Source organism: Bacillus sp. 1780r2a1, assembly GCA_024134725.1.
Lineage (GTDB): Bacteria > Bacillota > Bacilli > Bacillales > Bacillaceae_H > Priestia > Priestia aryabhattai_A.
The window spans coordinates 3,685,193-3,697,939 of record CP099863.1 but is presented as its reverse complement, the minus strand read 5'-3'; the positions used below and the strand labels follow the sequence as shown (position 1 = coordinate 3,697,939).

At 37.4% G+C, this 12,747-nt stretch carries 12 protein-coding genes; 9 read left to right on the top strand and 3 right to left on the bottom strand.

Annotated elements, in window-relative coordinates; translation table 11 throughout:
• Positions 1-49: 49 nt before the first annotated feature.
• The 3 genes from NIZ91_18630 (at position 50) to NIZ91_18620 (ending at position 2,466) form a co-directional block, all read left to right on the top strand.
• Entirely contained in the window at positions 50-730 is a 681-nt protein-coding gene (locus NIZ91_18630; protein USY54721.1) for a metal-dependent hydrolase, read from the top strand.
• Between the two features lie 91 nt (positions 731-821).
• Complete coding sequence (locus tag NIZ91_18625) at positions 822-1,061, top strand: hypothetical protein (protein ID USY54720.1); 240 nt, start codon at positions 822-824, stop codon at positions 1,059-1,061.
• A gap of 88 nt (positions 1,062-1,149) precedes the next feature.
• A complete protein-coding gene (locus NIZ91_18620; GenBank protein USY54719.1) occupies positions 1,150-2,466 on the top strand; it encodes a CBS domain-containing protein in 1,317 nt (438 codons plus the stop codon).
• Between the two features lie 33 nt (positions 2,467-2,499).
• Here NIZ91_18620 and NIZ91_18615 read toward each other — a convergent pair whose 3' ends face one another.
• On the bottom strand, positions 2,500-2,799 hold the full coding sequence (locus NIZ91_18615) for a YtpI family protein (protein USY54718.1): 300 nt from the start codon (positions 2,797-2,799) through the stop codon (positions 2,500-2,502).
• Between the two features lie 259 nt (positions 2,800-3,058).
• Here NIZ91_18615 and NIZ91_18610 point away from each other — a divergent pair, with 259 nt between their 5' ends.
• A complete protein-coding gene (locus NIZ91_18610; GenBank protein ID USY54717.1) occupies positions 3,059-3,991 on the top strand; it encodes a bifunctional oligoribonuclease/PAP phosphatase NrnA in 933 nt (310 codons plus the stop codon).
• A gap of 38 nt (positions 3,992-4,029) precedes the next feature.
• Here the strand turns inward: NIZ91_18610 and NIZ91_18605 are convergent, their stop codons facing one another.
• Together NIZ91_18605 and NIZ91_18600 are read right to left on the bottom strand one after the other, a co-directional pair.
• Positions 4,030-4,548 carry a DNA repair protein gene (locus tag NIZ91_18605; GenBank protein ID USY54716.1) on the bottom strand — a complete coding sequence of 173 codons (519 nt, stop codon included), beginning with the start codon at positions 4,546-4,548 and terminating at the stop codon, positions 4,030-4,032.
• Positions 4,545-4,880 carry a YtrH family sporulation protein gene (locus tag NIZ91_18600; protein USY54715.1) on the bottom strand — a complete coding sequence of 112 codons (336 nt, stop codon included), beginning with the start codon at positions 4,878-4,880 and terminating at the stop codon, positions 4,545-4,547. Before NIZ91_18600 ends, NIZ91_18605 begins: the two co-directional genes overlap by 4 nt.
• 142 nt (positions 4,881-5,022) lie before the next feature.
• On the opposite strand from NIZ91_18600, the gene dnaE reads away from it, so the two are divergent.
• The 5 genes from dnaE (at position 5,023) to accA (ending at position 12,568) form a co-directional block, all read left to right on the top strand.
• Positions 5,023-8,373, top strand: a complete 3,351-nt coding sequence (gene dnaE / locus NIZ91_18595) for a DNA polymerase III subunit alpha (GenBank protein USY54714.1) — start codon at positions 5,023-5,025, stop codon at positions 8,371-8,373.
• Between the two features lie 177 nt (positions 8,374-8,550).
• The gene (locus tag NIZ91_18590; GenBank protein USY54713.1) at positions 8,551-9,780 is read left to right on the top strand and encodes an NAD-dependent malic enzyme; all 1,230 of its coding nucleotides are present in this window, start codon (positions 8,551-8,553) and stop codon (positions 9,778-9,780) included.
• Between the two features lie 62 nt (positions 9,781-9,842).
• Positions 9,843-10,457 carry a GntR family transcriptional regulator gene (locus tag NIZ91_18585; GenBank protein ID USY57229.1) on the top strand — a complete coding sequence of 205 codons (615 nt, stop codon included), beginning with the start codon at positions 9,843-9,845 and terminating at the stop codon, positions 10,455-10,457.
• 243 nt (positions 10,458-10,700) lie between these two features.
• Positions 10,701-11,597: an acetyl-CoA carboxylase, carboxyltransferase subunit beta gene (accD, locus tag NIZ91_18580; GenBank protein ID USY54712.1), complete on the top strand. Its 897-nt coding sequence runs from the start codon at positions 10,701-10,703 to the stop codon at positions 11,595-11,597.
• Entirely contained in the window at positions 11,591-12,568 is a 978-nt protein-coding gene (gene accA, locus NIZ91_18575; GenBank protein ID USY54711.1) for an acetyl-CoA carboxylase carboxyl transferase subunit alpha, read from the top strand. The genes accD and accA overlap by 7 nt, the downstream gene beginning before the upstream one ends.
• The last annotated feature ends 179 nt before the right edge of the window (positions 12,569-12,747 follow it).

Genomic DNA, 12,747 nt, shown 5'->3' with positions numbered 1-12,747 from the left:
AAAGGGTATGAACTAGTTAATTAGTGATAATGACAAAGGAGAGGTTATTATGCACATTTCGTATCATGGACATTCGGTTGTGAAAATTGAAACGCAAGGGAAAACGATTTTAATTGACCCATTCATTACTGGGAATGGTCAAACGGATTTAAATGCAGACGATGTACAGGCAGACTATATCTTACTAACCCACGGTCATAATGATCACGTAGGAGATACAGTTGCTATTGCCAAACGAACAAATGCGCAAGTAATTGCTATTGCTGAACTCGCTACATATTTAGGTTGGAAAGGTTTAAACGTTCATCCAATGAGCATTGGCGGAGCTTATACGTTTGAATTCGGTAAAGTTAAACTTACACAAGCTTTCCATGGATCAAGCTATACGGAAGAAGACAACAAGCAAATTGTTTACACGGGTATGCCAGCCGGTTTATTACTAACAATTGAAGGAAAAACTATTTATCATGCGGGCGACACGGCCCTTTATTCCGATATGAAGTTATTAAGCGATTACCATCCAGATGTAGCGTTTTTGCCGATTGGCGATAACTTTACAATGGGGCCAGAGGATGCAGCAGTTGCAGCTTCATGGATTAATGCCAAACTAGTCGTTCCAATCCATTACAATACATTCCCTGTTATTAAACAAGATCCTCATGAGTTCGTTCAATCCTTAAAAGGAATTGAAGGAAAAGTTTTAAATCCTGGAGAAGGTTTAGAGTTATAAGAGAAAAAGCAAGACGGTGCAATTTTAATGTGCATCGTCTTTTTTTGGGTGTACAAGCATACTATGTAAATAAAAAAGGGGGAATGTATTGGTGTTAAAGCGAAATAGAGCGCTTTTATATTTGTTGCTGTGTGGCCTTATGCTTTATTATGTAAAGCCCTATATTGTCATAAGCATAGATAGTCTTCAAGGGATTTTTAGCCTTGCTTGGTTAGGGTTAGCACTGCTAGTTGTAGGTGGTAATGTATCAGCACTTTTATACGCGAAAAAAGAAGAGCAAAAAAAGCTTTTGCAACAAAAACTTCGCAAGCCAACTCGTCAAAGAGGATGAGATTGAATCCCGCTCCTTCCACCTTTATAATAAAAAGAAAAGAGTAAAGCGCCGAGTACGTCCGGTGCTTTAGAAGGGTGAAGTACATTTGGCGACAAAACATGAACAGATACTACACTATATTGACTCGTTACCAATTGGTGAGAAAATATCAGTCAGGCAGATTGCAAAAGAGCTGACGGTAAGCGAAGGTACTGCTTATCGAGCTATTAAAGATGCAGAAAATAAAGGGTACGTTTCTACAATAGAGCGTGTTGGGACCATTCGAATTGAGCGTAAGAAAAAAGAAAATATTGAAAAACTTACGTTTGCCGAAGTTGTAAATATTGTAGATGGACAAGTGTTAGGCGGACGAGAAGGGTTATATAAAACGCTTAACAAATTTGTTATAGGGGCAATGAAGCTGGATGCCATGATGAGATATACAGAAGCAGGCAACCTTTTAATTGTTGGAAACCGAGTAAATGCACATGAACTAGCTTTAGAAGCCGGAGCAGCTGTTTTAATTACAGGAGGATTTGATACGGAAGAGTGGGTGAAAAAGCTCGCAGATGACTTGAAACTTCCGATTATTTCTACAAGTTATGATACGTTTACTGTTGCAACCATGATTAACCGTGCCATCTACGACCAACTAATTAAAAAGGAAATTGTACTGGTTGAAGATATCTTAACGCCAGCTGAAGAAGCTGTTAGTCTAAAGCTTAATGATACAATTGCCACGTGGCATAATCTTAACACAAAAACGCATCACAGTCGTTTTCCGGTAGTGGATGATCAGATGAAAGTTCACGGGATGGTGACTTCTAAAGATGTCATTGGTTATGATGTGCAAACCCCTATTGAGAAGGTAATGACCAAAAATCCAATGACGGTACATGGCAAAACGTCGGTGGCATCTTCTGCTCATATGATGGTTTGGGAAGGTATTGAAGTTCTACCTGTAGTTGATGATTCTCACCATTTAGAAGGAATTATCAGTCGACAAGATGTCTTAAAAGCACTTCAGATGATTCAAAGACAGCCTCAGGTTGGTGAAACAATTGATGATATTGTCACTAATCAATTCATCGATGTAAAAGATACAAAAGCGGAACCATTCTATCGTTGTGAAGTGACACCGCAAATGACAAACTATATGGGAACTATTTCGTACGGGGTATTTACAACGATTGTAACAGAAGCGGCAAATCGAGCACTTCGTTCATTTAAAAAAGGTGACTTAGTTATTGAGAATATTACCATCTATTTCATTAAACCTGTACAAATTGACAGCATTGTTGAAATTCGACCAAAAGTATTAGAGTTGGGACGAAAGTTTGGAAAGGTAGATGTTGAAGTATACAATGAGGGCGTCGTTGTTGGTAAAGCAATGCTGATGGCACAGCTCTTAGAACGTGTATGAAAAAAGTGTGCACTCATTCAGTGCACACTTTTTTCATGAAGACGTTTGAGCTTCTTTTGTAGCAAGAGGAAGATAATACTTATATGCGCGAATACCTGTAATAATACTTCCGAGACCAAATAAAGCAAAGATGATACCGATAATGAGAGACGTTGTAGTTGCATAAATAAACCACTGGTTAATTCCAAAAAAAAGTACAAAAGCTCCGAGTGAAATGCTCGATTTTGCAGAAATCCATTTGCGCTCAATAGGACGTTTGGAGCGGACATACTTAACTTTTAAATAGAAATAAAAGACAAATGAAATGACAATTAAAATGGCGAGAATAGGCATTAATTCATTCAGCTCCTTTTAAAGATAATGACTTATCGGTGGTAAAATATCTAAAAAATTTCGGCTTCATAGCCCTGAATGCGTTTTCTTTAAGCTGTATGTAACAGACTACTTATTCTTATTCTATCGATAGATGCCAGAAAATTCTAGTATTAATTAATTCTGCTTTTAAACTTCTAGCTATCTATGATTTAATAGAACTAGCTATTAGGTTTGGTACATAAATAGTTTGCTAATTTATCGATGGGAGTGCTGCTAGATGAAAACACAAATTTTAGATGCAATTAAAAGTTTCGATACAATTATTATTCACCGTCATGTAAGACCAGATCCTGACGCATATGGTTCTCAATGTGGGTTAGCAGAGCTTTTAAAAACATCTTTTCCGGAAAAAAATATTTACGTAACAGGAAAAGAAGCGGAATCTCTTAAGTTTTTATATCAAATGGATGATGTTGCTGATGATTTGTATGAAAATGCACTCGTTATTGTATGTGATACAGCCAATCAAGAACGAATCTGTGATCAGCGATATGCAAAAGGGAAAATGTTAATTAAAATTGATCACCACCCGAATGAAGACAAGTACGGAGATTTACTATGGGTGGATACAGAAGCATGTTCAACAAGCGAAATGATCTATGAATTTTTCCTTCATGGTAAAGAGGATGGACTTATGTTAAATGATCGCGGTGCCAAATTAATCTTTAGTGGAATCGTAGGAGATACGGGGCGCTTTTTATTTCCAAGCACAAAGCCTAAGACTTTCCGCTATGCAAGCGATTTGATTCAATATGATTTTGAGTTCAAAAATGTTTATGATGAGATGTATAAAACAAAAGAAAACGTAGCACATTTGCACGGCTACGTACTGCAAAACTTCTCCCTATCGGAGTCGGGAGTTGGATATATGAGAATACCAAAAGAAATTCTTGAAAAGTATAATGTAACACCAGCAGATGCATCACAGCTAGTTAGTTCGTTAGGGCATATTGAAGGTATAAAGGTATGGGTATTCTTTGTGGAAGAAGAAGATCAAATTCGAGTAAGGTTAAGATCAAAAGGGCCGGTTATCAACACAATTGCTCGTAAGTATAAAGGAGGAGGTCATCCACTTGCAGCTGGTGCTTCCATTTATTCTTGGGATGAGGTTCAGCCACTGCTGCAAGATTTAGAAGCACTATTTCAGTAAATGTTTAAGCAGGCGTACATTCTCTTAGTACGCCTGTTTTACATAACTTTTTCTACTTTCTTTATGCGAATTTCAATTGACAAAGTGGTGTAAAAGTAAATTTGATGCACTTCGACTTCATAAATCATTTTATCGAATTCATATTTTTTATTTTCGATTGCTTTTTTTAATACGTTTCGTGCGTCATACGCACTCTCAATATCTTGAGCAATTAAATGCAATGCTTCCTCTTCAACGCTAGCTTGAAGATGGTAAGAAGTGAGAGAGCCTAATTTATATTGCTTCGTATTTGTTAAATTTACTTTTACTTCTTGAATTAAAATGTTTTTTTTCATTTTTTTATTTAATTCTCGTACATCTTCTTGCCAAATTAGGCTGTTTTTTTCTGCTCTTTCTAGCTGCTGTTCAAGCTGCACTAATGATTTTGTTTGTTCATGCTGTAGCTCACCATAAATAATTAAAAAAACGCCCCAGCTAACAATGGCACCGATAACTAATCCAGCGAAAAAACGTTCTAAATCTGACCGCTTATATAGACGTTTGTTTGGGACTCTCATAAACCTAAGCTCTCTTGAGTTAACCATTTAATAATTAGTGCCCCTGTTTGAGCACCACCCATCGCTGAAAGTATTAACAAGATTTGTTTTACAACATCTTTAGTAGCACCTTCAAATAAGCCACGTTCAAAACTATAGAACGTATCAAAGGTGCCTCCAATTGCTCCCACAATTGCCCAGATTTTTAAACTGTTACTTAAAGTATACATGATATGAAATGGAGATTTACCAATTAAAAATCCTGCAAACGAACCAATTAAAGCACCGCCAAGAATAATACCTAATGAAGTGAAGTAGCTCCAAATAAACAATGACATAAAGGGCTCTTTCATCTTTTCCCTCCTTTTATACATTTTCTATCATTTCTGCTGTAATTCATGTATATGGACAAACAAAACAAGTTATGTGATTTGTATGGAAGAACAACAAAATTTATAATGGATATAAATACATAAAAAGAAGGTGGGAAGACTCGTGCCTTTTGTTCATCTACAATTAAAAAGTGCATATAGCATCTTAAATAGTACAGTTCGAATTACGCAGCTAGTCGAACGTGCAAAAGCATTAGATTATAAAGCTGTTGCTCTAACGGATGAAAACGTGATGTACGGAGCTATCCCTTTTTATAAAGAGTGCAAAAAAGCCGGTATAAAGCCAATCATCGGTTTGACTTTACATGTGCTAAAGCAAGAAGATGAATCGTTTTCTTATCCGCTTGTTTTACTTGCTCAGAATGAGAAGGGTTATGAAAATCTAGTGAAGTTGAGCAGTCTTGTTCAAACAAAAGAAAAGAACGGTGTGAAAAAAAAGTGGCTCCCTCATTATAAAGAAGGCATAATTGCTTTTACGCCTGGATTATCAGGAGAAATTGAATCACTTGTTTTAGATAATAAGCTAGATGAAGCGAGACAAACGATGGCATTCTTTAAACACATATACGGAGAAGAAAGCTTTTATGTGTCTCTTCAACGTCACGGAAATCAAGAGCAGGCTGTAAACGAGGAGCTTCGTAACTTAGCTAAAGAATTGAATGTGAAGTTACTAGCTACTAATGACGTGAAATACCTTGTTCAAGAAGATTATGAGGCCTATGAATGCCTAACTGCTATAGGTGAGGGTAGTATGCTTCAAAGTCTGATAGAAGAGGATTCGGATAAGAAAGAATACTACTTTAAAACACAGTCTCAAATGGAGAGCCTGTATACAGATGTTCTTTCCGCTGTCTATGAAACAAATTGTGTAGCCGAACGGTGTAACCTGGAGCTTTCACTTGGTAAAATGATGATTCCATCCTATCCAATCCCAAATAGTGAAGATACGGCGGATAGCTATTTACAGAAGCAGTGTCAAGCAGGGTTGAAGAAGCGTTTAGGCACAGTACCCCCTGAATATGCAGCACGACTAGATTATGAACTTAGTGTTATTCAAGAGATGAAGTTTAGCAATTACTTTCTAATTGTGTGGGATTTTATGCAGTATGCGCATCAAAATGGAATTATTACAGGTCCGGGACGTGGTTCAGCAGCAGGTTCTTTAGTTGCTTATACGTTAGAAATTACCAATGTTGATCCAATTAAGCATCATTTATTATTCGAGCGGTTTCTAAATCCTGAACGAATCTCAATGCCCGATATTGATATTGATTTTCCAGATAATAAGCGTGACCAAGTTATTCAATATGTTGCTGAAAAATATGGTCAAATTCATGTGGCTCAAATTATCACGTTTGGAACATTGGCTGCTAAAGCTGCCATTCGAGATGTTGGAAAAGTTATAGGAATAGATAAAGAAGAACTGTCCATTATTTCAAAACTGTTACCATCTAAGCCAGGAGTCATGCTACAACAAGCGGTTGTACAATCTAAGCCTTTCCGTGAGTATATTCAAACTACGCCGACTAGACAAAAGCTTTTACAATTAGCGATGCAAGTAGAGGGGCTTCCGAGACATACGTCTACTCACGCTGCAGGCGTTGTTATTAGCGACAAACCGTTGACATCGTATACGCCTATTCAAGATGGTCAGCATAATGTGTACCTCACTCAGTATCCAATGGAAGCACTGCAGGATATCGGCTTACTTAAAATGGACTTTCTAGGTCTTCGTAACTTAACGTTAATTGATTATATTCTTGCAAAAGTGGAGCGAGATACAGGGAAAAAGCAGAAACTATCAGATATCCCTATGCAAGATGCTAAGACGTTTCAGCTTTTAGCAAGTGGTGATACAACTGGAATCTTTCAGCTAGAATCAGACGGCATGCGTAAAGTATTAAAAAAGTTACAACCAACGGAACTAGAAGATATTGTAGCAGTCAATGCTTTGTATCGTCCTGGACCGATGGAACATATTCCAACGTATATTAAAAGAAAGCACGGCTTAGAAAGGGTTACGTATGTTCATGATGTACTAAGACCAATTTTACAAACCACGTATGGAGTTATTGTTTATCAAGAGCAAATTATGCAAATTGCTTCGCAAATGGCAGGATTCTCACTAGGTGAAGCTGACCTTTTAAGGCGCGCCGTCAGTAAAAAAGAAAGTACGACGCTCCAGAAAGAGAGAAAGCATTTTGTTGAAGGAAGTAAACTGCAGGGGTATAGCGAAGAAGTCTCAGACCAAGTTTATAATTTAATTGTTAAGTTTGCTAACTATGGATTTAACAGAAGTCATGCCGTTGCATATAGCTTTATTACTTATTACTTGGCCTATTTAAAAGCACATTACCCTCTTCAATTTTTTGCAGTTTTATTAACCAGTGCGATTGGAAATCAATCAAAAAGTGAGCAATATATTCAAGAAATGAGAAAAAGAAAGATTGCTCTTTTACCGCCATCTATCAATCGAAGCGCGTTTGCTTTCAATGTAGAAAAGAAACAGATTCGCTTTAGCTTAGGAGCAATTAAATATGTAGGTGGAACAGTGGTTCAAGAGGTACTTAATGAGAGAAAGAATAAACCATTTGAGGATCTATTTGACTTTTGTATGCGCGTATCGACGAAGGTTGTAAATAAAAAAATTCTTGAAATGCTGATTAACGCTGGTTGTTTCGACGAGTTTGGTGAAAACCGCGCCACTCTTATTGAAACGATAGACGTGGCATTCGAGCACGCACAGCTGGTTGATCCACAAGATGATTTTGGCATGGAGTTTTCCCTCAAGCCAAAGTACATTATAGTAGATGAATTCAGCGAACAAGAAATCCTAGAACGTGAAAGAGAAGCAGTAGGCTTCTATTTATCAAATCATCCAACTTCTCAGCATGAAAGGTTAATGGAAGCTCATTCTACAATCTCACTATGCGATATTGCAAACTGTAAAAGTGGTACACAAGTTTCAGTTATTGGGCTTATCTCAAGTGAACGCGTCATTCGTACCAAACAAGGTGAACAAATGGCCTTTATTGCAATTGGTGATGAAACAGGCGATGCGGATGCAGTAGTGTTTCCGAGAAGCTACGAAAAATACAAACAGCTGTTAAGTATTGGACAAATTGTATTGATTAAAGGCAAGGTGGATATTCGAACAAATAAACAACAAATTGTTGCACAAGAAGTTTATTTAGCAAAGGAACTTGAAGAAGAGCTACCGAAACAAGAAGTATATTTAAGGATAAAGTCATCAGCTCAAAGTGATAAAGTAATTCGTAGTATTTATAAAAAAATTAACAGTGCTAAAGGAAATGTACCAGTTCTGGTGTACTATGAGTTAGAGAAGCGATTATTACGCTTACCGTCGGACTATTTTATTTCACTAGAAAGTGATATCGTTACACAGTTTAAAGACCTATTAGGAGATGAAAATGTCGCTGTAAAAACGCTATAGTCTTTACAGATTGTAGATGATGTTATATTGTAAAGAAGTTAAAAAAAAAGTGGTCTGACCACTGTTACTTAATTTTACATTTACTTAGATGCAATAAAATTGAGCACTTAACGCTTAACTGCATCGTTTCTATTTTAATAGCTATATGTATACTTATATCGAATGAGGAGTGAGCTCATGTCTTTACGCGAAGAAGCACTGCATATGCACCGTATCAATAAAGGAAAGTTAGAATCTAAATCGAAAATCCCTGTTCGAAATGCTCAGGACTTAAGCCTAGCTTATTCACCTGGAGTAGCTGAACCTTGTAAAGAAATTTATGATGATGTGAATAATGTGTATGAGTATACAATGAAAGGGAATATGGTCGCAGTGGTATCTGACGGAACTGCGGTTTTAGGATTAGGAAATATTGGTCCGGAAGCAGCTTTACCCGTAATGGAAGGTAAAGCAGTATTATTTAAAAGCTTTGCCGGAGTCGATGCGTTTCCTATCTGCTTAAAGACCACAGATATTGACCAGATTGTAGAGACAGTAAAGCTATTAGAACCAACATTCGGTGGAGTAAACCTAGAGGATATTGCGGCACCAAATTGTTTTGAAATTGAGGAACGCTTAAAAAAAGAAACCAATATTCCTATTTTTCATGACGATCAGCACGGAACTGCAATTGTAACGGTAGCTGGCTTGGTAAATGCACTGAAGTTAGCAAATAAGAAGATGTCAGAAGTGAAGGTAGTAGCCAACGGTGCTGGAGCCGCGGGGATTGCCATCATTAAATTATTGCATCGCTACGGCGTGCGCGACATTATTATGTGTGACTCAAAAGGTCCAGTTTATGAAGGTAGATCGTTTGGAATGAATAAAATAAAAGACGAGGTAGCCGCTTATACCAATCGTCAAAAAGTAACGGGCACTTTAGAAGATGCACTTGCTGACGCAGATGTGTTTATTGGTGTATCTGTCGAAGGGGCTCTAACAAAAGAGATGATTCACAAAATGAATGAGGATCCGATTGTTTTTGCAATGGCCAATCCAATGCCTGAAATTATGCCGGACGATGCAAAGAGTGCAGGTGTCAAGGTAATTGGGACAGGAAGATCTGATTTTCCTAACCAGGTGAATAACGTACTGGCGTTTCCTGGTATATTTCGCGGTGCCCTAGATGTACGAGCTACTCATATTAATGAGCAGATGAAAATTGCTGCGGTAGAAGCAATTGCAAGTCTTATCTCATCAGAAGATTTACATGAAGATTATGTTATTCCAGCACCATTTGATCCTAGAGTTGCACCAGCAGTAGCAGCTGCTGTGGCGAAGGCAGCGATGGAAACAGGTGTTGCAAGGTTACAGGTTGATCCAGATGATATTGCATTAAAAACGCAGCGTTTGGCTATCATTGAATAAAGTAAGATAGCGAAAAAAATGTGTGGATACTAAGCGGATAAGGTGAGTGAAAAAATAGGTTGATGAATGAACGTTCAAAAGTTTATGTAGAAATCTTAAAGCAAATTCGGCAATTGATGCAGTCTAATCAGCTGCAAACAGGAGATAAAATTCCGTCAGAGCGAGAGTTAGCAGAGCGACTAAATGCCGGTCGCTCTTCTGTGCGTGAAGCACTTCGCGCATTGGAGTTGCTAGGCCTTATCGAAACACGAAGGGGCGAAGGCACGTTTATTAAAGAAGTAGGCGATCATCAGCTTATCGACATTTTAGCAACGTTTCTCTTACATGATAACAAGCCAAAAGAAGACTTAATCGAAACAAAATATATGTTAGAAAAAGCATGCTTAGAATCCATACTACAAAATAATAAAAGTATTGTTGATCAGCTAGATAACAAAACCCTAACAATTAAGCATCTATTTGAGCAGCTATTTCGGCTTCAAACTAATCGATTGTTACAGCGAATTTGGTTAATTGTTAGTAACTTTTACTATACATTTCAACAGTCAACAACGATGCAAAATCAAGCCCAAATCGCGTTATTAATTCATGCTATTAAACATGGAAACGAGCATGATGTTTTTACGATTCACAAGGGGTGGTATCATCCTTTTGATGATTCAAAAAATGTCGAATAGCACGTTGCATGTTTCTACACAAAATGTACAACTTTTCTTGTAAAGTAAATATCAACTAGTACACAAAATGAAGAATTATGAGTCGATTCATACTTCATGGTCTGTTTTCACCGATTGTGTAACCTATTTTTGAATAATAGGTGATAAACGCTCTATTGGTTTCAGACTGATGCTTATTATATGGTAAGCAAAGGATACGAAGACGGATTCTTTTAGATAAAAGAATCAAAAGGAGGTTACACTTTGTTAAGAGATCTATTTACTAAAAATACAAAGAATACAAAGAATACAAAGAATACAAAGAAGAGAAAGTATGCTTCAGTTCCATCAGAACACCTAAAACAAGATGTACCTGAAGGAATTATGACAAAATGTAAAAAATGCAAAAAAATCATGTACACGAAAGAACTTAATAAAAATCTAAAAGTGTGCTTAAACTGTGGGCATCATCATCAAATGACTGCTCAAGAAAGAATTAGTAGCTTAATTGATGAAGGCACATTTATTGAATATGATCGTACAATGCGCTCTCAAAACCCTCTAGAATTTCCCGATTACGTTGAAAAATTAGAGAAAGATCGTGAAAAAACAGGGCTTAGTGAGGCTATCGTAACGGGTGAAGGCGACATTAATGGTTTAAAAGTAGTCGTCGCTGTTATGGATTCACATTTTAGAATGGGAAGCATGGGGTCTGTTGTAGGTGAAAAAATTACAAGAGCTATCGAAAAAGCAAAAGATTTAGGCGTACCGTTTCTTATTTTTACAGCATCAGGTGGAGCTAGAATGCAAGAAGGTATCTTAAGTTTAATGCAAATGGCTAAGACAAGCTCAGCGTTAAAAATGTATAGTGATAAAGGTGGACTCATTATTTCAATTATGACGCACCCTACAACCGGAGGCGTATCTGCTAGTTTTGCTTCGCTAGGAGATTACAACTTAGCAGAGCCCGGTGCTTTAATCGGTTTTGCAGGTCGAAGAATTATTGAGCAAACGATTCGAGAAGAATTACCAGAGGACTTCCAAACAGCAGAATTTTTATTAAAACACGGACAATTAGATGCGGTTGTGGCGCGTCATAACTTAAAAGAAACGCTCACAAATATTTTAGACATTCATGTAGGAGGTGACGTACAGTGGTAAGTGAATTAGAATTTGAACGCCCAATTGTGGAGTTGCGTAATAAAATTGCAGAGTTAAAAGAGTTTGCAACAAACACGGATGTTGATTTATCAACAGAGATTGAAAAGCTAGAAAAGCGTTTGGAAAAAGTAGAAAAAGATATTTATAATCACTTAAGCCCATGGAATCGTGTACAGATTGCGCGTCATCCTGAACGTCCAACTACGCTTGATTATATCTCAAGATTGTTTACTAATTTTTTAGAGTGCCATGGTGATCGTTATTACGGTGATGATGAAGCTATCGTGGGAGGCATTGCGAAGTTTCAAGGTGTACCTGTTACGGTCATTGGACATCAGCGCGGTAAAGATACGAAAGAGAATATCCGTCGCAATTTTGGAATGCCACATCCTGAGGGCTATCGTAAAGCGTTACGTTTAATGAAGCAGGCTGAAAAGTTTAACAGACCAATTATTTGCTTTATTGATACAAAAGGTGCTTACCCAGGAAAAGCAGCGGAAGAAAGAGGACAAAGCGAAGCCATCGCAAAAAATCTTTTTGAAATGGCTGGCTTAACTGTACCTATCGTTTGTATTGTTATTGGAGAAGGAGGAAGCGGAGGAGCATTAGGACTTGGTGTAGGAAACCATCTTCATATGCTTGAAAACTCCACGTACTCAGTTATATCTCCAGAAGGTGCTGCTGCGTTATTATGGAAAGATGCAACGCTTGCTAAGCAAGCAGCAGAAACAATGAAAATTACCGCGCCTGATTTAAAAGAACTAGGTATTGTGGATGAGGTTGTGGAAGAGGTTAAAGGTGGAGCTCATCGTAATATTGATGAACAAGCAAGTTACATGGAAGCGGCGATTCGTAGCTCTTTACAAGAATTAACAAAACTCACAAAAGAGCAATTAGTTGAAGAGCGTTATGAAAAATACAAAAAAATTGGACAATTTTCAGCTGAAACCGATGCCATCGGTGTAAAATAAACAATAAAGCATCCTCTATTTTGATAGGGGGTGCATTTTCTCGTTTCTACAATAGCTCTTCTCTATTGTGTTTCATAGTTCTTCATGGTATTTTATAGACAGCAAAACCCTATAGGATTCTTAAGAAGAAGCCTGCATTTTCCTTCAATGGATTTAAAAGACATTGTTATAGGGAAAGC

Coding starts and splice junctions, on each gene's coding strand:
- NIZ91_18590 (USY54713.1), top strand. CDS start 8,551: ATGTCTTTACGCGAAGAAGCACTGCATATGCACCGTATCAATAAAGGA.
- NIZ91_18630 (USY54721.1), top strand. CDS start 50: ATGCACATTTCGTATCATGGACATTCGGTTGTGAAAATTGAAACGCAA.
- NIZ91_18615 (USY54718.1), bottom strand. CDS start 2,799: ATGCCTATTCTCGCCATTTTAATTGTCATTTCATTTGTCTTTTATTTC.
- NIZ91_18585 (USY57229.1), top strand. CDS start 9,843: ATGAATGAACGTTCAAAAGTTTATGTAGAAATCTTAAAGCAAATTCGG.
- NIZ91_18600 (USY54715.1), bottom strand. CDS start 4,880: ATGAAAGAGCCCTTTATGTCATTGTTTATTTGGAGCTACTTCACTTCA.
- NIZ91_18605 (USY54716.1), bottom strand. CDS start 4,548: ATGAGAGTCCCAAACAAACGTCTATATAAGCGGTCAGATTTAGAACGT.
- NIZ91_18610 (USY54717.1), top strand. CDS start 3,059: ATGAAAACACAAATTTTAGATGCAATTAAAAGTTTCGATACAATTATT.